This is a genomic window from Pseudonocardia sp. Ae505_Ps2 (assembly GCF_001932425.1).
Lineage (GTDB): Bacteria > Actinomycetota > Actinomycetes > Mycobacteriales > Pseudonocardiaceae > Pseudonocardia.
Map to the genome: position 1 here is coordinate 2,451,169 of NZ_MCIP01000001.1, position 19,060 is coordinate 2,470,228.

Sequence of the window (19,060 nt, forward strand, 5' to 3'; positions counted from 1 at the left end):
ACGTGACCAGGGTGGATTTGAACCAGCGGGAGCGAGCGGTGCTCCTCACGCTGCTCGCCGAGGGGCGGGAGCTGACCAACGCCCAGCTCCAGGAGGCAGGTGGCGTGAGGCTCGACGGTGAACCCCGTCGTCGCCTCAACGAACACGGTCTCGTCGACTCGAGGAAGGTCGGCCGGGGGTTCGTCCACGAGATCAGCGACGCCGGCACCGCCTGGTGCACGCAGGAACTCGGCGCCACGCGCCCGGATCGTGCGGGGTATCTCGGCGGCGCGCTCTACGCGATCCTGCACGGCATCGAGCGGACCGGTATCCCGTTGTCGGAGCTGTTTCCTTACCGACCCGACCCGCAGGCACGCATCCGTGACGCCGTGGCCCGACTCACGGAACCCGGAGGCTGGGTCGGCCTGTCGCGGCTGCGCAAGGAACTCGCCGATCTGTCCCGGGGTGATGTCGACGCCGCGCTCACCGACCTGGCCGTCTCACCCGGCGTCCACCTGCAGTCGGAACCCAACACGAAAGCACTGACCGCGGCGGATCACGAGGCTGCCGTCACCGTCGCCGGAGAACCGCGCCACATGATCATGATCGAGAACGGATGATCGGCGACGACCTCGCCGCCCTCGAAGCAGTGCAGTTCAGCTCTGCGATGACGGCGGAGGACATCTGGAGTCCCGTCGAACAGCACGTCGAGGGCCTGCACGCACCGGCGGCTCGCGCGCTGTGGGCCGCGGTTCCCAAGAGCGCCGCACGACGGGCCAGCCCAGTGGGCATCGTCCTGCAGGGCGAACGTGGTGTCGGGAAGACCCACCTGCTGCGCTGGCTGCGGCAGCGGGTCCAGGAGATCGATGGCTACTTCTTCCTGCTCCGGCTGATGGAGGGGGACGACTTCTGGCGCAACGCTGTCCACGGCATCCTGGACGGGTTCCAGGCGGGATCGGTGGACCAACTGTCACCGCTGCTGCAGCGGCTCGCGACGGCGTGCGGCCTTCCACCCGTCGAGGTGTCGCGAATCGCAGGGACGATTCTCGTGGCACGCGCGGATCTCGACTCCCTGCTCGCCGGCCTGCGCCGGCTCGACGCCCAGGTCTGGAACGACTGCCAGGACACGTTGCGTGCACTCGTCCTCTTCCGGGCCGACCGGCCAGAGGTGCACGAGGTCGGCAACGGTTACCTGAGCAACGACGGGGACGTCGAGGAGGCCGCGCGCGAGGAGTGGGGCTTCCGGCCCGCCCCTGCCCGGTCACGGAAGCTGGTGCTGCGCGACCTGTCCCGGTTACTCGCCCTGACCGGCCCGTCGGTGTTTGCCGTCGACCAGATCGACCCGCTGATCAGCCATTCTGCGTCCACCGCATTCGACGATGCACGAGCTCCGCAGACCACGGCCGCGCAGACGGTGGGCAACGTCGCGGACGGTCTGATGGAGCTGCGGGAACTCACCCGGTGCACCCTGACCGTTGTCGCCTGCCTGCCGACCTCCTGGACGCTGCTCACCGCCGGTGCGGTCGAGTCGGCCAAGGACCGCTTCCGGGTCCTGACCCTGCAGGGCGTCATGCCTGACGACGAGGTGGCCCGTGCAATCGTCGCCGAGCACCTCGGAGGCCTCTACGCCGAGGCAGGCCACGTTCCGCCGTACCCGACCTGGCCGGTGCGACCTGAGGCGTTCGACGGCATCGGTGCCTACACACCACGGCGCCTGCTGCGAACGGTGGAGGAACACGTCCGAGCCTGCCTGGAAGCCGGCCGAGTCAGCGAGCTGTCCGATCTGCAGGATGTCTCCCGCACGGCGTTGCCCGCGGTCGCCGCCGATCCTGAACGGCTGAACGGGCTCGACGCAGAGTTCGAGAAGCTACGGGCGGCTGCCGACGTGTCGGCGCCGTTCGACCCCGAGCAGGAGGACGAGCTGATGCAGCGCCTGCTCGCGGCAGGGCTCCAGGCCTACATCGTCGAGATGGGTGACGGCGGCAACGCCTTCAGCGTCGACACGGTCCGTGCCCGTCGCCCTCCGGTGCATGCCCGGCTCCGGCACACCCTCGACGACAGCACCGAGAACGAGGTGCACTACACCTTTCGGGCCATCGCGCACTCCAATGCGCGCGCGGTCCAGAGCCGGATCACGGCAGCCCGCACGGAAGCCGGAGTTGCCGGCGGGGCGCAGCGACGGGCTCTGGTGCTGCTCCGGAACCGCGACTGGCCACGTGGCCGGATCACGGCGGAGACCGTCGAGCGGCTGGAGGCCCAGGGCGGTGTCGCAGTCCCGCTCGGGGAGGCCGACATCCGGACCCTCACCGCGCTCGAGGCGATGCGTCGCCGTGCCGCTCCCGGGTGGAGAGACTGGCTGCTGACCCGGCGACCGGCGGAGTCCGTCGAGCTCTTCCGTAGATTCCTGCCCGGACCAGGTGCTCCCGCTGTGGAGCCCGGCGGAGTACACGACGCATCGGCCGGGTCCGAAGCCGTCCCCGCCCCACATGCCCAGCAACCGGACGCCGACGAGACCGACCCCCGACCTCGCGCACTCATCGGGACAGGGGCGGACGGGCTGCCGGTCGCGATCCCGGTCGAGGCCCTCCGCAAACACACGGCTGTCTTCGCGGGATCAGGGTCGGGCAAGACCGTGCTGCTGCGGCGCCTGGTCGAAGAATGCGCGCTGCAGGGCGTCTCCTCGATCGTCCTGGACATCAACAACGACCTGTGTCGGCTGGGGGACCCGTGGCCCCGACCGCCGGTCCACTGGTTGCCAGGTGACCAGGAACGGTCGGAGACGTACCTGGACGGGACCGAGGTCGTCATCTGGACTCCGGGACGGAGCCGTGGACGCCCGCTCACACTTCGTCCGCTTCCCGACTTCGCGGCGGTGAGCGATGACGAGGACGAGTTCCGCATGGCCGTCGACTCAGCCGTGTCCAGTCTCGAACCGCATACCGGACTGAGCGGCCGCAAACTCGCCCAGGGCAAAGCCGTGCTGCGCGAAGTGCTGACCTACTTCGTGGAACAGGGAGGGACCTCGCTCGGCGGGCTCGTCGAGCTGTTGGCGGAGCTGCCGGAGGACCTGACCACACTGCGCACCGGCGTCAAGCTGGCCGAGGAGATGTCGGAGGCACTGCGTGCGGCACGGATCAACGACCCGTTGCTCCGTGAGACGGGCGAGCCGCTGGATCCTGGTGTCCTGCTGACCCCGCCGCCGGGGCGCCGGGCTCGGATCTCGGTGATCAGCTTCGTCGGGCTGCCGGTGCCGGAGCAGCGCCAGGCGTTCGTCAACCAACTGCAGATGGCGCTGTTCTCCTGGATCAAGGCGAACCCGGCGGGAGAGCGTCCCCTGGGCGGGTTGCTCGTCATGGACGAAGCCCAGAACTACGCCTCCTCGGGAGCGCACACGGCCTGCACCGCCAGCACCATCGCCCTCGCCTCCCAGGCCCGCAAGTACGGGCTGGGGCTCATCTTCGCGACTCAGGCACCAAAGGGCCTGCACAACCAGGTGTCGGGCAACGCGGCCACCCAGTTCTATGGCTTCCTCAACTCCGCCGCGCAGATCTCCGCCGCCAAGAGCCTGGCCCGCGACAAGGGGGGCACGGTCAACGAGATCTCGCGTCTGGGCACCGGGCAGTTCTACCTCGCCACCGAGGGGCGGCCCTTCGACCTGATGCGCTCACCGCAGTGCCTGAGCCATCACCCTCCCAGCCCGCCGGAGGAGGACGAGGTCGTCCGCCGGGCCGCGGAGGGACGGACGGACTGACGAAGCGGCCGTCATCTGTGTGTGACCCGGCGTCAATGGTGGGGAAACGACGCCGTCCTACCGTCGGGTACATGCCGATGCCGTCGCCGAACCCTCGTGTGCGTGCCGCAGACGTGCGCCGGCTCCGTGACCTCCTGCGCATCGCGGTGGCCGGGGGCGGGCGCCCCGGGGGCCTGCTGCCCGGCGAGGACGAGCTGATGGTGCGCCACGCCGTGCCGCGCGCCGTCGTCCGGGCCGCCCTGGGTCTGCTGGGCGAGGAGGGGCTGCTGCGGCCGGGGCCAACCGGGTACCGGATCGTCGCCCGCCCGCACTACCCCGGACGGGCCGCCGTCACGGGCACGGGCACCCGCCTCCCGCGCTGGCTGGAGCGCACCGGGATCGCCGCGCCCGACGTGCTCGCCGAGTGGCTCGGTGTGCCGGTCGGGGCGCCGTGCCTGCGCACCGAGTGCGTCTCGGCGACGGCCGGCGGCGGCGCGGTGCTGGAGACCCACTACGTGACGACCACGGCCGCGGCGCGGCTGCTCGCAGTGCCCGGGACCGGCCCCTTCGACCAGCAGCTGACCGAGGCAGGGCTGCACCCGGTGTGGGCGGACACCCGCTCCGGCCCGGTGCCCGCCGACCCGGACTCCGCGGCGCTGCTCGGTGTCGCCGCCGGGGCCCCGCTGCTGGGCGCCGAACGCACCCTGACCGGCGGCGACGGTCGGGTCCTCGCCGTCAGTGTGCTGCGTGCCGACCCGACCGGGACGGTGACCGCGGCCCGCGACGGCGCCGGGTCGGCTCAGTCGGACAGCAGCGCCCGCACCGCGTCGAGGGAGTCGGCCTCGGCCGGGGTCTTGTCCGGCCGGTAGCGCAGCACCCGGGCGAAGCGCAGCGCCACACCGCCCGGGTAGCGGGTGCTGCGCTGCGCGCCGTCGAGCGCGATCTCCACGACCAGCTCCGGGCGCAGGTGCACCACCCCCGGCTCCCGGGACGTCTCGTAGTCGGGGAAGGTCGCTGTCTGCCAGGCCAGCAGCTCGTCGGTCATGCCCTTGAACGTCTTGCCGACCATCACCGGCTCCCCGCCGTCCGGGTCGCGGGCGCCGAGATGGATGTTCGACAGCGACCCGGTGCGCCGCCCGTAGCCCCACTCGGCGCCCAGCACCACCAGGTCCAGGGTGTGCACCGGCTTCACCTTCTGCCAGGCCTTGCCGCGCCGACCGGCCGCGTACGGCGCGGCCAGGTCCTTCACGACGACGCCCTCGTGCCCCGCCGTCAGCGCTTCCTCGAGGACCGCGGCCGCCTGCTCCGGCGACGGCCGCCGGACCCCCGGCATCCGCAGCGCGGCGTGGACGTCGGCGGCCAGCAGCCCGGCGAGCGCGTCGAGCCGCACCTCGGTGGGCTCGTCGACGAGATCGCGGCCGTCGAGGTGGAGCAGGTCGAAGAAGAACGGCGACAGCATCACCTCGCCGCCGGACTCCTCGGTCCCGAACCGGCTCATCGTGTCCTGGAACGGGCGGGGGCGGCCGTCGTCGTCGAGGGCGAGGGTCTCGCCGTCGAGCACCGCGGTGTCACACGGCAGCCCACGGACCAGATCCACCATCTCGGGCACGCGAGCGGTGATCTCGCGCAGCGTCCGGGTCCACACCCGCACCTCGTCGCCGTGGCGGTGCACCTGGATGCGGGCGCCGTCGAGCTTGTGCTCGACGGTCACGTCGGCGCCGAGCCCGGCCAGCGCGGCGTCGAGCGAGTCACCGGGGGAGGCGAGCATCGGCCGGACCGGCCTGCCCACCTCCAGCGCCACCCCGGCGAGTGCCTCCTCACCGCCGGTCAGCGCGGTCGCCGCCGTCTCGGGGAGCCGCCCGGACAGCATGAACGCCCGCCGCACCGACGCCGCCGGCACCTCGGCCGCGGCGGCGACGGCGTCGACCATCAGCCCCTCCAGCGCGCCCTGACGCAGCTCGCCGGTGAGGAGGCGGTGCAGGAACCGCTGCTCCTCGGCGGTGGCGGCGCCGTACAGCTCGGTGAGCAGCTCACGGCGCCGGGCCGCCGAGCCCGCCCCCGCGGTGCCGGCCAGCTCGTCGAGGACTGCGTCGACCCGCTCCACCGTCAGCGACGGCCCCGCCGCGGCCGGCACGTCGACGCCCGACAGGGTCCGCCAGCCGGTGCCGATCCGGCCCTGCCGGGGCACTCCGGACAGCCACGCGACGACCGGCACGACCTCGACCGGCGCGGCGGCGCGCAGCAGCCCGGCGAGCGCGGCGGTCTTCTCCTTCCGCGCGCGGGTCGCCCCGACCGCGGCCGAGGTGGTGACGACGTCGGTGAACAGCACCGGGCCAGTGAAGCAGCGACCCCCGACACTCCGCGCGTCGTCGGGTCAGGCGGTGCGCACGACCTGCGGTGCCGGTGCGGGACGCGGGCCGCCCGCGGGCGGCAGGATCGCGCGGCGCCACAGCTCGGCGACCGGGACGACCCCGCGGCAGGTGCCGTCCGGTGCGACGACGACCAGGTCGTCGTAGCCGCGGGCCGGGTCGCCGGCCAGACCGATCTCCATCGCGCGGTGCAGCGGGGTCCGCTCGTCGACGGTCCGCGGCGGGTCCGCCAGCTCGGCCGCCGGCTTCTCGGCCCATAGCGCGTGGCCGAACCTGCCTGCCAGCTGGAGCAGGACGCGGCTGCGGTCGAGGTAGCCGACCGGCCGGTGCGCCCGGTCGACCAGGACGATCCCGGCCGACTCGGGGCGGGCGCGCAGCACCTCGCGGGCGGTGTCGCCGACGGCGTCGTCGGGCAGGGTCACGGCCGGGACGGCGAGCCCGCGCACCGGGGGACCGGCCGGCCGGGGTGTCGCGGGCCGCTCGGGGACCGACGGTGTGATCCCGGGCGGTGTGACCCCGGGCGGCGCGGACCCGGGCGTGAACGGCTGCGGCACCGCGCTCAGCAGGCCGAGCAGCTCCGCACGGGTCGCCGGGTCGGCCTCGGGGACGGCGCGCGCCCCGCCCAGCAGCGGGCCCTGGGCGAGGGCGACGCCGGTCACGAACAACCCGACCAGCCGGCCCGCGTCGTGGACCCCGGTCGCGGCGACCGGCGCCCCGGCCGTGCGGGACACCTCGAGCACCGCGCGGACGGCGGCACCCGTGCCCGCGTCGAGCACCCCGCCGCAGAGGTCGGGCTCCAGCTTCACCACGTCCGGCCGGACGGCGGCCACCACCTCGGGCCCGAACGCGCGCCCGGCCCCGTCGAGCCCGATCCGGAATCCCCACCGCCGCAGCTCGGCCAGTGCCGGGACGAGGTGCTCGGCCGGCGCCGCGGCGGCGATCGGCGGCCCCACCTCCAGCAGCGGGGCCACCGGGTCGGTGGCGTCGCCCAGCATGCCGCGCAGCCGCTCCCGCGCGTGCAGGACGGTGTCCGCGGCGACATCGACCTGGATCGGGACCGTGCCGCCGTGCGCGCGGGCCGACGCGACCGCCGAGACCGCGGTACCCGCGTCGAGCTCGGCGATCCGGCGGGCGTCCCAGCCGCGGTCGCGGGCCACGACGGCCACCGCGTCGTGCTGCCGGCGCGGCACCACCTCGACCCCGGCGACGCGACCGGTGCGCAGATCGTGCACGGGGACGTACGCGAAGCGCTGGTCGGCCATGGTGCGGTCCGTTCGAGTGAAAGTGATCGACTGGTGCTCACACAGTGTCACGTCGATGTGGACCGAACGGGGACCGGAGATGAACAGCGGGTGGACTGACCCGGTGCGCCCGGCCGGTGACCGGGCGCAGCCGGGGTCAGGAGCGCTTTTCGCCGCGGGTCATCGCCAGCACGTCCAGCGCGCGGTCCAGCTCGGCCTCGGTGAGCGTCCCGTTCGCCACGTGCCCGCGCTCGATCACGACCTCGCGGATGGTCCGTCGCTCCTTCAGTGCCTGCTTCGCGATGGCCGCCGCCTCCTCGTAGCCGATCTTCGAGTTCAGCGGGGTGACGATCGACGGCGAGGACTCGGCGTACTCGCGGGTGCGCTCGAGGTCGGCCTCCATCCCGTCGACGACCTTGTCGGCGAGCAGCCGCGCCACGTTCGCGATCAGTCGTGCGGACTCCAGCACGTTGCGCGCCATCACCGGCATCATCACGTTCAGCTCCAGGTTGCCCTGGCTGCCGGAGAAGCCGACGCACGCGTCGTTGCCCATGACCTGGGCGCAGACCATCATCGTGGCCTCGCAGATCACCGGGTTGACCTTGCCCGGCATGATCGAGCTGCCCGGCTGCAGGTCCGGCAGGTGGATCTCGGCCAGCCCGGTCCGCGGTCCGGACGACAGCCAGCGCAGGTCGTTGGCGATCTTGTAGAGCGACACGGCGACGGTGCGCAGCGCGCCGGAGGCCTCGACCAGGCCGTCACGCGAGCCCTGGGCCTCGATGTGGTCGGTGGCCTCGGCGAGCTGCTCCAGACCGGTGGTCTCGCGCAGCTTCGCGACGACGGCGGCGCCGAACCCGTCCGGCGCGTTCAGCCCGGTGCCGACCGCGGTCCCGCCGATCGGCAGGACGGCGAGGCGGGGCAGTGCGTCGCGGACGCGGTCGGCGCCGTAGCCGGCCTGGCTGGCCCAGCCACCCGCCTCCTGGCCGAGGGTGATCGGGACGGCGTCCATCAGGTGGGTGCGGCCGGCCTTCACGACCTCCGACCAGTCCGCGGCGCGGCGGCGCAACGCGGCCTCGAGGTGCTCCAGCGCCGGGACGACCTCGGTCGCCAGCGCCTCGGTGGCGGCGAGGTGGATGGTCGTCGGGAAGACGTCGTTCGACGACTGCGAGGCGTTGACGTGGTCGTTCGGGTGCACGTCCGTACCGGCGCGGGCGGCCAGCGAGGCGATCACCTCGTTGGCGTTCATGTTCGACGACGTGCCGGAGCCCGTCTGGAAGACGTCGACCGGGAAGTGGTCGTCGTGCCCGCCCGCGGCCACCTCGTCGGCGGCCGCGGCGATCGCGCGGGCCCGGTCGTCGTCCAGTACGCCCAGCTCGCCGTTCACCCGGGCCGCGGCCGCCTTGACCAGGCCGAGCGCGCGGATCTGGGCGCGCTCCAGGCCGCGGCCGGAGATCGGGAAGTTCTCCACCGCGCGCTGGGTCTGGGCCCGCCACAGCGCGTCGGCGGGGACCCGGACCTCGCCCATGGTGTCGTGCTCGATGCGGAAGTCCTCGCTCATGGGCGAAGGTCTACTCCTCCGCGACCCGTCCCGCAGTGTTAAGTGAGCCTAACCTCACGGCAGCGGCGGGGCCTCGCCCTCGACGCCGTCGAAGTCGACGGAGGAGAACTCGCGCAGCTTGGTGAGGCGGTGGTAGCCGTCGATCAGCCGCACCGTGCCGGACTTGGACCGCATCACGATCGACTGGGTGGTCGCGCCGCCGCCCCGGTAGTGGACGCCGCGCAGCAGCGGGCCGTCGGTGATGCCGGTGGCGCAGAAGAAGACGTTCTCGCCGCGCACGAGCTCGGCGGTGGTCAGGACCTTGTCGAGGTCGTGGCCCGCGGCGAGGGCCTTCTCCCGCTCGGCGTCGTCGGTGGGCCACAGGCGGCCCTGGATCTCGCCGCCCATGCACTTGAGCGCGGCCGCGGTGATGATCCCCTCCGGGGTGCCGCCGACGCCGTAGAGCATGTCCACGCCCGAGTTGGGACGTGCCGCGGCGATGGCACCGGCGACGTCGCCGTCGGAGATGAAGGAGATCCGGGCGCCGGCCTCGCGGATCTCGGCGACGATCTGCTCGTGCCGCGGACGGTCGAGCACACAGACCGTCACGTCGGCGACGTCGGTCTCCTTGGCCCGCGCGACCCGGCGGATGTTCTCCGCGACCGGCGCGGTGATGTCGATGACGTCGGCCGAGTCCGGGCCGACCGCGATCTTCTCCATGTAGAACACCGCGGACGGGTCGAACATCGCGTCGCGCTCGGCGACGGCGAGCACCGCGAGCGCGTTCGGCATGCCCTTGGCCATCAGCGTGGTGCCGTCGATGGGGTCGACGGCGACGTCGCAGAACGGGCCCTCGCCGTTCCCGACCTCCTCGCCGTTGAACAGCATCGGGGCCTCGTCCTTCTCGCCCTCGCCGATGACGACGACACCGCGCATCGACACCGACGAGATGAGCTGGCGCATGGCGTCGACGGCGGCGCCGTCGCCACCGTTCTTGTCGCCCTTGCCGACCCAGCGGCCCGCGGCCATGGCGGCGGCCTCGGTGACCCGGACCAGCTCCATCGCCAGGTTGCGGTCGGGCGCCTCACGACGGCGGGGGGCGGGGCTGGCGGACTGGCTCACGGATACGTCTCCATTCACGGGCGGCGTGCTCGTCGGCGACGTCCCCTCGCCCGGGTGGTGACCGGCGTACGGGGAGGCGCCCGGCGATCCTCGCACGTGGGGCGCCGGGGGAGCAGTGATGAGCGACCGACGCCATGCCTGGGACGATGGACACGTGAGCGCACGACCTGACCCGGGAACGCCGTCCTCGGAGCGCCCGGAGGCCTCGGGGCCCGGCGGGTCCCCGGCTGCCCCGAACCCGGCGTCCCCTGACCCGGCGTCCCCGGACCCGGCGCCGGGTCCGGTGGCCCCGGACGCGGACGCCGGGCCGGTCCGGGAGCCGGCCGCGGCCGTTTCCCCGGCTGCGGATCCGGCTGCGCACCCCGCTTCGGACCCGGATTCGGCTGCGCCTCCAGCTGCGGCCGCGGACCCGGCTGTGGCCGCGGACCCGGCTGTGGCCGCGGACCCGGCTGCGGCTGCGGGCCCGGCTCCGGCCGCGGACTCGGATCCGGCTCTCGCTGCGGCCCGGGCGGCTCCGGCCGCCGCGCCCGCGGGTGCGGCCCGGGCCGGACGGCCGCAGCCACCGCCGGTGACCCGCCGGATCCCGGAGGCCGGACCGCAGGCGATGCACAAGCCCGGCCGCGGCGACGCGTCGGTGCGCGACCTGATCTGGGCCTGCCTGATCCTCGTCCCGGTCGCGCTGCTGATCTTCTCGGTCGGCGGGTCGTGCTCGTTCTCGCCCGGCGGCCCGGCCGAGGACGCCGCGTCGGGACCCACCGTCGACGCCCCGGCCCGGATCGCCGAGTACGCCCGCGGCTCGACCTTCCCGCTGCGGCTGCCGGACGTGCCGTTCCGGGCCAACTCCACCGATCGGGGCCCGGTCGAGGGCGGCGGCACCGCCGTGCGCATCGGCTTCGTCACCCCCGACGCGGACTTCCTGAGCCTGGTCCAGACCGACGGGTCGGTCGAGGGCGTCCTCGCCACCGAGTCCGGCTCCGCGGGCCGCGGCGACGGACCCCCGACGATGCGCGGCACCGTGCAGGCGGGCGGCCTGACCTGGGAGGTCTACGGCGCCGAGGGCGGCGAGCCCTTCCGGATCGCGACGCTGCCCGGCCGTCCCGAGGTCCGGGTCCTGGTGACCGGCTCGGCGTCGGAGGACCAGTTCCGAACCCTGGCGGAAGCCCTCACCACCGCCCGAGTCTTCCCACCCGGTTCCTGACCCCGGTCTTACACGGGTTCCGGCGTCCCACAGGGGAGCCGATCCCGTGTGCGACGCCGGAATCCCTGTGGGACGTGGTTGTCCACATTGCGGGGAGTTGTCCACAGGGTTCGGTTCGGGGGCGTTGGTGGGGGTGTTGCGGGGCAGGGTCGGGGCATGGACCTTCTGCCTGGTACGACGCCCGTGCGGCGCTCGGAGCTGCTCGCCGCGGGGATGAGCGAGGCCGAGATCCGCCACGCCGTCGGCTCGGGGGCGATCGTGCGGGTCTGCCGCGGGATGTACCGCGGTGCCGTGCCGTCGGGGTCGCCGGTGCTGCGGGGGGACCCCGGTCAACGCTGGGAGGAGCTCGTCGCCGGGCACGAGCGCGCCGTGCGCGGGGTGGTGCGTCGGCTCGAGTCGCCCGCGGTCGTCAGCCACGTCTCCGCCGCGGTCGTGCACGGCACCGAGATCTGGGACGTGCCGCTGGACCGCGTCCACGTCACGCGGTCGGCGCCGACCGGGGCTCGCCGGGGACACGACCTCGTCCTCCACGCGGTGCCCCTCGATCCCGCGGAGACGCTGCGGGTGCGCGGGATCCTGGTGACCGCGCCCGCCCGCACCGTCGCCGACGTGGCCAGGACGGTGCCGTTCGGTCAGGCGGTCGTCGTCGCGGACGGTCTGGCCCGGCGGTACGGGCTCCGGACCGCGGAGCTCCTGACCGCGGCGCGCCCGGAGCGTCGTCGGCGGGGGACGGCGGCCGCGGTGCGCGTCGCGCGGTTCGCCGACGGGCGCGCCGCGAGCCCCGGCGAGTCACGGAGCCGCGTGCTGTTCCACGCGGCCGGGCTCCCGGCCCCCGACCTGCAGCGCGAGGTCCGGGACGCCGGCGGCCGGTGGTGCGCGACCGTCGACTTCTGGTGGGACGGCAGCCCGCCCGTCGTCGGGGAGTTCGACGGCGAGGTGAAGTACGGGCGTCTGCTCCCGCCGGGGAGGACGGCGGGTCAGGTGATCACCGAGGAGAAGATCCGCGAGGACCGGCTCCGTGACCTGGGCCTGCACGTCGTCCGGTGGACCTGGCGCGACCTGGACGCCCCCACCGCCCTCCTGACCCGCCTCCGTACAAGGCTGCAGCCCCGGTGACCTCCCACACCGGATGCGGCGTCCCACACGGGGTCGGAACCCGTGTCGGACGCCGGTTCCCGTGTCGGAGGCTCAGGCGTCGTCGGGGTCGTCGGCGTCGGCGTCGGCCAGCTTCTCCTCGATGCGGGTGCGGGCGCCGGCGAGCTGGGCGTCGCAGCGCTTGGCCAGGGCCTCGCCGCGCTCCCACAGCGCGACGGACTCGTCCAGGCCGAGGCCGCCGACCTCCAGTGCGCGCACGACCTCCATGAGCTCGTCGCGGGCCTGCTCGTAGCCCAGGGTCTCCACTGCCGGTCGGTCGCTCATCGGGTCTCCGGGTCGGGGGTGGTGGTCACGGTGGCGGCGACGGCGCCGTCGGCGACCCGGATCCGCAGGCCGGTGCCGGCGGGCGCGTCGGTGACCGACCGCAGGAGCGGGGGCACGTCGTCGGTGCGGTCGGCGAGCTGCACGATCGCGTAGCCGCGCGCCAGGGTCGCGGTCGGGCCGAGCGCGGCGAGCCGGGCGCCCAGGTGCTCCAGCTCCGACGACGCCCGGTCCAGCCGGCGCAGCACCGCGCGGTGGGCGGCGGCGCGGGCGTCGGCGATCTCGCCCTCCCGGGCGGTGACCATGCGCAGCGGGTCGGTGAGCACCGGCCGCCGTCGTAGGTCGTCGAGGCGGTGCTGCTCGCGGTCGACCCAGCCGTGCAGGGCTCGGCGGGCCCGGTCGCGCAGCCCGGAGATCCGGGCGGTCTCCTCGGCGAGGTCGGGGACCAGGCTGCGTCCGGCCTCGGTCGGGGTGGAGCAGCGCACGTCGGCGACGTGATCGACCAGCGGGGTGTCCGGCTCGTGCCCGATGGCCGAGACGACCGGGGTACGGCAGGCGGCGACGGCACGGCACAGCGTCTCGTCGGAGAAGGGCAGCAGGTCCTCGACGCTGCCGCCGCCGCGGGCGAGCACGATGACCTCGACGTCCGGGTCGCGGTCGAGCGCCCGCAGCGCGCCGACGACCTGCTCCACGGCCAGCCCGCCCTGTACGGCGACGTTCTCGATCCGGAACCGCACCGCGGGCCAGCGCGCGGTGGCGTTGCGGACCACGTCGTGCTCGGCCGCGGAGTCGCGCCCGGTGACCAGACCGATGGTGTGCGGGAGCAGCGGCGGGCGCCGTTTGAGGGACGGGTCGAACAGCCCCTCGGCGGCGAGCAGCCTGCGCAGCCGCTCGATGCGGGCCAGCAGCTCACCGAGACCGACCGCGCGGATCCGGTCGACGCGCAGCGACAGCGTGCCGCGCCCCAGGTAGAACGACGGCTTGCCGTGCACGATCACCCGGCTGCCCTCGGTCACGGCGCCGCCGGCGTCGCGCACCAGCGACGACGGCGCCGTCAGCTGCAGGGAGATGTCGGCGGCCGGGTCACGCAGCGTCAGGAACGTGGTCCCGGAGCGGGCGTTGACCTGGGCGAGCTGGCCCTCGACCCACACCGCGCCGAGCCGGTCGACCCACTCGGCGATCTTGCGGGCGACCGTGCGGACCGGCCACGGGTCCTCCTCGGAGGTCGTGGCGCTCAACGGTTCTCGGACACCGTCGCGATCCGGTTCGTCAGCATCGTGACGTACGGCGGCCGGTTCTCGTGTGCGGTCTCCCAGGCGAGGAGGTCCGTGAGGTCGTCGAGGCTCAGCGTGCGGAGCTTGCCGCGCAGCTGGGGCACGGTCATCGTCGGGTACTCGGGCAGCACGGCCGGCGCGGTCGCGCTCGCCTCGGCCCGGTTCGACGCCGCCGCCGGCCGGGACGACGGGGACCGGTCGATCGGGATGCCGGTGCGGGCGGGTCGCAGCGACGACACGGTGCCGTTGCGGCCGGCCGGGGCGGCGGGCGGCAGCGGCGGGGCGATCGGCTCCGGGTCGGGCAGCGAGATGTCGGCGCCGTCGGCCAGGTCGTCGTCGAAGGTCGCCCAGCTGGGGACGTCGTCGGCGGGACGCAGGGTGCCCAGCGCGCGGTCACCCTTGATGGCCAGCTCGGTGATCCGCTGCTGGACCCGCATGGACACCTGCAACGCCTGGCTGACCGCGGTCACCGGCAGCTCGACGGCGTGCCGCGGCAGCTCTCGGGCCTGCTCGACGGCGGTCACGACGAGGCCGGCGGCGATCCGCACGGGGAACGGCAGCGGAGACATGCACGCCATTGTCCCCTGATCCGCGGTCGCCTGTCGCGCCGGGCGCCCGGTCGGGCCGGTCACGTGCGGCTGCCCGTTCCCGGGGTGGTCCGTACCCTGGGGGCATGTCCGGTTCTGCCAAGCAGGTCCTGCTCGCCAAGCCCCGCGGCTACTGCGCGGGCGTCGACCGTGCCGTCGAGGCGGTGGAGCAGGCACTCGACCAGTACGGCGCCCCCGTGTACGTCCGCAAGGAGATCGTGCACAACAAGCACGTGGTGGAGACGCTGCGCGAGCGCGGCGCGATCTTCGTCGACGAGGCGTCGGAGGTCCCGGAGGGCGCGCACGTCGTGTTCTCCGCGCACGGCGTTTCGCCCGCGGTCCGCGCCGAGGCCTCGGGCCGGAACCTGCAGACCATCGACGCGACCTGCCCGCTGGTGACCAAGGTCCACCAGGAGGCGAAGCGGTTCGCCCGCGAGGACTACGACATCCTGCTCGTCGGGCACGCTGGGCACGAGGAGGTCGAGGGGACCTCTGGTGAGGCGCCCGAGCACATCCAGCTCGTCGAGTCCGCCGCCGACGTCGACTCCGTGACCGTCCGCGACCCGGAGAAGGTCGTGTGGCTCTCGCAGACCACGCTCAGCGTCGACGAGACCATGGACACCGTGCGCGCCCTGCGCGAGCGTTTCCCGAAGCTGCAGAACCCCCCGTCGGACGACATCTGCTACGCCACGCAGAACCGTCAGGTCGCGGTGAAGACGATGGCGCCGCGCTGCGACCTCGTGCTGGTCGTCGGGTCGCGGAACTCGTCGAACTCGGTGCGTCTGGTCGAGGTCGCCCTCGGCGCCGGGGCCGGCGCCTCGTACCTGATCGACTACGCCCGTGAGATCGACGAGTCGTGGCTCGACGGCGTCACGACGGTCGGGATCACCAGCGGCGCGTCGGTGCCGGAGATCCTGGTGCAGGGTGTCGTCGAGTACCTGGCCGAGCGCGGCTTCGGCTCGGTCGAGGAGGTCGACACCGCCGAGGAGACGCTGACCTTCTCGCTGCCCCGTGAGCTGCGCCCGCCGCGTGGCCGGTCGCTGGGCCTGACCCCGGTGAACTGAGCCCGGTGAACTGAGCCCGTCACGCACGACGCAGGCCCCGGACCGACTCGGTCCGGGGCCTGCGTCGTACAGGGGGTGGAGCGGTCAGCCCGCCGCGCGGTCCGCCTGGACCTGCTTCGCCGACACGACCTGCACCTGGTCACCGATCTGCAGGGTGTCGAACCAGAGCTTCGCGTTCTCCGGGGCGAGCCGGACGCAGCCCGCCGACGGGGTGTCGGTGCGGCCCTCGTGGAAGGCGATGCCGCCGTCCTGGAAGAACACCGCCCACGGCATCGGGGCGGGCTCGCCGTTGGTCATCGTGTACTCGCCACTCTTGTGGAGCTGCTCCTTGCGGTACACCCGCAGGGAGTGGCCGATCGGGGTCTCCTTGCCCGGGCCGCCGATGGCGACCGGGACGGGCCCGTGGGTGATCTTCCCGTCGGTGAACAGCCAGGAGCGCTGCGAGTCGAGGTCGACACAGGCGCGGGCCGTGACGGTGCACGGGGTGCCCGCGACGAGCGGCTGGTCCCGGAAGGCCTGGGCGGCCGGGGTCCCGGCGATCGCGGTGCCGACGCCGATCAGCGCGACGGCCGCGGTGACCAGCGCGACGACGATCGCGGGTCGCGTCCTGCGGGGGCTGCGGGTGGTCGACATGGCGCTCCAGTGGTTCCGGCGTGCGTCGGGGGGAGCGGCGGGGTCACGCCGTGCCCCCGATGGGGAAGACGCTCGGGAGGGCAGTGGGTTGCTCCCATTGTCCGGTCCGTCGTCACCCGGGCGGTCTGCGGGGTACGTTCCGGCCGTCCACCTGGGCGGATGCATGCGGAGCGCCGGTTCCGCCGTCAGCGGGTGTCGCGGCGTGTCCGGCCGGTCGCCCCGCGCGTCGACCCGCGGGTGGGCTCGGAGCGGGACGGATCGACACGGGAGGACTCCGCGCGGGAGGAGCCGGAGCGCGCGGACCCGGTGGAGCGTGCCGCCGAACCGGTGCGCGAGATCCCGGTGGAGCGCGCTGCGGAGCCGGTGCGCGAGACCCCGGTGCCGGTGGACCCGGTGCGGGCCGTGTCGCGTCGGGCGGAGCCGGTCGGGGTCGACCCGGTGGCCGACCCGGTGCGGGCAGTGCCGGACGTGCGGGACCGGGCCGCGGTCGCCGTGCCGGGCGTACCCGCACCGCGCGGCGCCCGGGTCCGCCCGCCGGGCCCGTCCGGGTCGTACCCGCCCGGGTCGCGGCCCAGGCGCTGCCGCAGCCGGCCGACCGCGTCGTCCGGGCCGAGCCGCTGGCGCAGCACCCGCAGGCCGGCGACGAGCAGCACGACCAGCGTGGTCACCGCCATCGCCGGGAACGCGTTGATGAGCGGTGCGCCCGCCATGAGCAGGCTCTGCGCCGCGCCGCCACCGGACGGGGCGCCGATGAGCACCGCGACCAGCGGGACGACGACGGCGAGCAGCAGCGGCGGCTGCACGGCCGGCAGGAACAGGCTGCGCCGGCGGACCCAGGACACCGCGAGCACGCAACCGAGCAGGTAGCAGACCTCGAACACCCGGCCGACGGTGCCGATCCGCAGCAGGTCCACCAGGACCCCGAGAGCTGTGGTGCCGACGGCCAGGCCGGTCGCCGCCATCGGCGGGATCCCGAGGACCGGGGGGAGCAGGGACCGCTCGCGCACCGGCCAGCCACCGCGCGCGGGGGCGGACCCCCGGCCGGGCCGGCGGGCCGAAGTCGATCGGGCCGTGGTCACCCGGTCAGCCTAACCCCTCCCGCCACGGTGTCCCGGCCGCCTCGTCGTGTTCCGTGTCGCCGTCGCCGAACGTGCCCGGATGTGCGCCGTCGGGTCGGCCACCGCCGGATCGGGTGCCGTCCGTCCGGTTGTGGTCGGGCCGCCCGAGGTCCTCCAGGGACACCAGCGAGTCCCCGGCGGAGGCGACCAGCTCGGGTGCGGAGACACCGCGCGGGGTCCGGTCGACCGTCGCGGGGGTCTCCAGCTCGGTGTCGGACACCTGCAGCTCGGTGAACTTCCGGGCGCTCACCAGGACCCGGGCCTCCAGCGAGGAGACGGTCCGGTTGTAGCTGTCCACGACCGCGTCGAGGCTGCGGCCGAGCTTCGCGACGTGGGTGCCCATCGTCGCGAGGCGCCCGTGCAGCTCGCGCCCGAGCCGGTGCACCTGGGCGGCGTTGCGGGCCAGCGCCTCCTGCTTCCAGCCGTAGGCGACGGTGCGCAGCAGCGCGACGAGGGTGGTCGGCGTCGAGAGCACGACGTTGCGGCCGAAGGCGTACTCCAGCAGCCCCGGGTCCGAGCGGAGTGCGGCCTCCAGGAACGGGTCGCCGGGCACGAACAGCACCACGAACTCCGGTGTGGGCTCGAACGACTCCCAGTAGGCCTTGGCGGAGAGCTGGTCCACGTGGGTGCGCAGCTGCCGGGCGTGCGCGGCGAGCCGCTCGATGTGCACGTCCGGGTCGGAGGCCTCGACCGCCTGCAGGTAGGCCGCGAACGGCACCTTCGCGTCGACGACGACCTGCTTGCCGCCCGCGAGCCGGACCAGCATGTCCGGGCGGACCCCGCCGTCCTCCCCGGCGGCGGACACCTGGGTGGAGAAGTCGCAGTGCTCGAGCATCCCGGCCATCTCGGCGACCCGCTGCAGCTGCATCTCACCCCACCGGCCCCGCACCTGCGGCGCCCGCAGCGCGTTGACCAGCGCCTTCGTCTCGGTGCCGAGCCTGTCCGAGCTCGCCGCCATCGCCCTGACCTGCTCGCGGAGCCCGGCATAGGCGGACTCGCGTTCCTTCTCCACCGTCCGCAGCTGGCCCTCGACCCGGCCCAGCGCCGCCGAGACCGGGTCGAGCAGCTGCTCGACGGCCTTCGCGCGGGCCGCCTGGTCGCCGTCGGCCCTGGCCGCGAGCGCGGCGGTCGCCTCCTTGATCCGGCTCTCCGCCAGCGCCACGAACGCCTCGTTGTTGCGGGCCAGCGCGTCCTGCGACAGCGCGGCGAAGGAGTCCTTCAGCTCGGCCTCGCGGCGCGTCGTCGCGGCCTCGGCCTGCGCGCGGGCCTCCCGCTCGGCGCGCAGCGCGGCGGTGGCCCCGGCGGCCTCGGACTCGGCGCGCCGGGCCCGGTTCGTCGCGTCGTCGAGCGACTCGTGCAGCTCCTCGACCCGCTCGAGCAGCGCGGTGCGCTCGGCGCGCAGGCCCGCGGCGTCCGCCCGGGTGGTGGCGGCGGTGTTCGCGGCGGCGCGGGCCGCCTCGGCCGCCTCGGCACGGAACCGGGCGGCGGCCACCGACCAGACCACGGCGGCGGCGACCGCCGCACCGAGCATCGATCCGAGGAGCAGGCTGAGGACGTCCACCCCCGCAGCGTGCACCGCACCCCCGACAGTTCCGCGTCGCCGCAGGTCGGCGGCGTGTCCGGAGTCCGGTGTCGCGCACCGGATCGCAGGGGAGGTCTGCGGCCGGACGGGTTGCCCCGGCGAGACGGATGCCACGCGGGGCGAACCGGTTCGCTATGCACACGTCTTCTCCGGTGTCGGACCTTCGGGGGCCGACGGTCCGGGCCGGGGGCCCGGGCGCCGCGAGAGTGA

General features: G+C 74.3%; 16 protein-coding genes. 6 read left to right on the forward strand and 10 right to left on the reverse strand.

The window, feature by feature from the left end; all coding sequences use genetic code 11:
- The first annotated feature begins 2 nt into the window (after positions 1-2).
- The 3 genes from Ae505Ps2_RS11780 (at position 3) to Ae505Ps2_RS11790 (ending at position 4,578) form a co-directional block, all read left to right on the forward strand.
- Entirely contained in the window at positions 3-599 is a 597-nt protein-coding gene (locus Ae505Ps2_RS11780) for a hypothetical protein (RefSeq protein WP_249265257.1), read from the forward strand.
- Positions 596-3,730: a DUF87 domain-containing protein gene (locus Ae505Ps2_RS11785; protein ID WP_075553618.1), complete on the forward strand. Its 3,135-nt coding sequence runs from the start codon at positions 596-598 to the stop codon at positions 3,728-3,730. The genes Ae505Ps2_RS11780 and Ae505Ps2_RS11785 overlap by 4 nt, the downstream gene beginning before the upstream one ends.
- Before the next feature lie 71 nt (positions 3,731-3,801).
- Positions 3,802-4,578 (forward strand): UTRA domain-containing protein, encoded by a 777-nt coding sequence (locus Ae505Ps2_RS11790; RefSeq protein ID WP_170917036.1) that lies wholly within the window; start codon positions 3,802-3,804, stop codon positions 4,576-4,578.
- Here Ae505Ps2_RS11790 and Ae505Ps2_RS11795 read toward each other — a convergent pair.
- From Ae505Ps2_RS11795 to glpX, 4 genes are all read right to left on the reverse strand, one after another.
- The gene (locus tag Ae505Ps2_RS11795; RefSeq protein ID WP_075308255.1) at positions 4,509-6,038 is read right to left on the reverse strand and encodes an ATP-dependent DNA ligase; all 1,530 of its coding nucleotides are present in this window, start codon (positions 6,036-6,038) and stop codon (positions 4,509-4,511) included. The two genes, Ae505Ps2_RS11790 and Ae505Ps2_RS11795, sit on opposite strands and share 70 nt — an antisense overlap.
- A gap of 45 nt (positions 6,039-6,083) precedes the next feature.
- A complete protein-coding gene (locus tag Ae505Ps2_RS11800; RefSeq protein ID WP_075308253.1) occupies positions 6,084-7,340 on the reverse strand; it encodes an EAL domain-containing protein in 1,257 nt (418 codons plus the stop codon).
- 136 nt (positions 7,341-7,476) lie between these two features.
- Complete coding sequence (locus Ae505Ps2_RS11805; protein WP_075308251.1) at positions 7,477-8,877, reverse strand: class II fumarate hydratase; 1,401 nt, start codon at positions 8,875-8,877, stop codon at positions 7,477-7,479.
- Between the two features lie 54 nt (positions 8,878-8,931).
- Complete coding sequence (gene glpX, locus Ae505Ps2_RS11810; RefSeq protein ID WP_020621918.1) at positions 8,932-9,978, reverse strand: class II fructose-bisphosphatase; 1,047 nt, start codon at positions 9,976-9,978, stop codon at positions 8,932-8,934.
- A gap of 568 nt (positions 9,979-10,546) precedes the next feature.
- On the opposite strand from glpX, the gene Ae505Ps2_RS11815 reads away from it, so the two are divergent.
- Both Ae505Ps2_RS11815 and Ae505Ps2_RS11820 read left to right on the forward strand, forming a co-directional pair.
- Positions 10,547-11,176 carry a DUF4245 domain-containing protein gene (locus tag Ae505Ps2_RS11815; protein WP_075308249.1) on the forward strand — a complete coding sequence of 210 codons (630 nt, stop codon included), beginning with the start codon at positions 10,547-10,549 and terminating at the stop codon, positions 11,174-11,176.
- Positions 11,177-11,332: 156 nt separating this feature from the next.
- Entirely contained in the window at positions 11,333-12,292 is a 960-nt protein-coding gene (locus Ae505Ps2_RS11820) for a type IV toxin-antitoxin system AbiEi family antitoxin domain-containing protein (RefSeq protein ID WP_075308247.1), read from the forward strand.
- A 72-nt stretch (positions 12,293-12,364) separates the two neighbouring features.
- Here the strand turns inward: Ae505Ps2_RS11820 and Ae505Ps2_RS11825 are convergent, their stop codons facing one another.
- The 3 genes from Ae505Ps2_RS11825 to Ae505Ps2_RS11835 are packed head-to-tail and all read right to left on the reverse strand — an operon-like array spanning position 12,365 to position 14,435.
- The gene (locus tag Ae505Ps2_RS11825) at positions 12,365-12,595 is read right to left on the reverse strand and encodes an exodeoxyribonuclease VII small subunit (protein ID WP_075553620.1); all 231 of its coding nucleotides are present in this window, start codon (positions 12,593-12,595) and stop codon (positions 12,365-12,367) included.
- Positions 12,592-13,830: an exodeoxyribonuclease VII large subunit gene (xseA, locus tag Ae505Ps2_RS11830; protein WP_075332995.1), complete on the reverse strand. Its 1,239-nt coding sequence runs from the start codon at positions 13,828-13,830 to the stop codon at positions 12,592-12,594. The genes Ae505Ps2_RS11825 and xseA overlap by 4 nt, the downstream gene beginning before the upstream one ends.
- Positions 13,827-14,435 (reverse strand): lipid droplet-associated protein, encoded by a 609-nt coding sequence (locus tag Ae505Ps2_RS11835; protein ID WP_075308241.1) that lies wholly within the window; start codon positions 14,433-14,435, stop codon positions 13,827-13,829. Before Ae505Ps2_RS11835 ends, xseA begins: the two co-directional genes overlap by 4 nt.
- Before the next feature lie 104 nt (positions 14,436-14,539).
- Here Ae505Ps2_RS11835 and Ae505Ps2_RS11840 point away from each other — a divergent pair, with 104 nt between their 5' ends.
- On the forward strand, positions 14,540-15,517 hold the full coding sequence (locus Ae505Ps2_RS11840; protein WP_020626874.1) for a 4-hydroxy-3-methylbut-2-enyl diphosphate reductase: 978 nt from the start codon (positions 14,540-14,542) through the stop codon (positions 15,515-15,517).
- A gap of 84 nt (positions 15,518-15,601) precedes the next feature.
- Here Ae505Ps2_RS11840 and Ae505Ps2_RS11845 read toward each other — a convergent pair whose 3' ends face one another.
- The 3 genes from Ae505Ps2_RS11845 to Ae505Ps2_RS11855 form a co-directional block, all read right to left on the reverse strand.
- A complete protein-coding gene (locus tag Ae505Ps2_RS11845; RefSeq protein WP_060713230.1) occupies positions 15,602-16,150 on the reverse strand; it encodes a L,D-transpeptidase in 549 nt (182 codons plus the stop codon).
- Positions 16,151-16,335: 185 nt separating this feature from the next.
- The gene (locus Ae505Ps2_RS34000; protein ID WP_158071449.1) at positions 16,336-17,229 is read right to left on the reverse strand and encodes a DUF6542 domain-containing protein; all 894 of its coding nucleotides are present in this window, start codon (positions 17,227-17,229) and stop codon (positions 16,336-16,338) included.
- 4 nt (positions 17,230-17,233) lie between these two features.
- Positions 17,234-18,829 (reverse strand): DNA recombination protein RmuC, encoded by a 1,596-nt coding sequence (locus Ae505Ps2_RS11855; protein WP_075308237.1) that lies wholly within the window; start codon positions 18,827-18,829, stop codon positions 17,234-17,236.
- Positions 18,830-19,060: the final 231 nt, after the last annotated feature.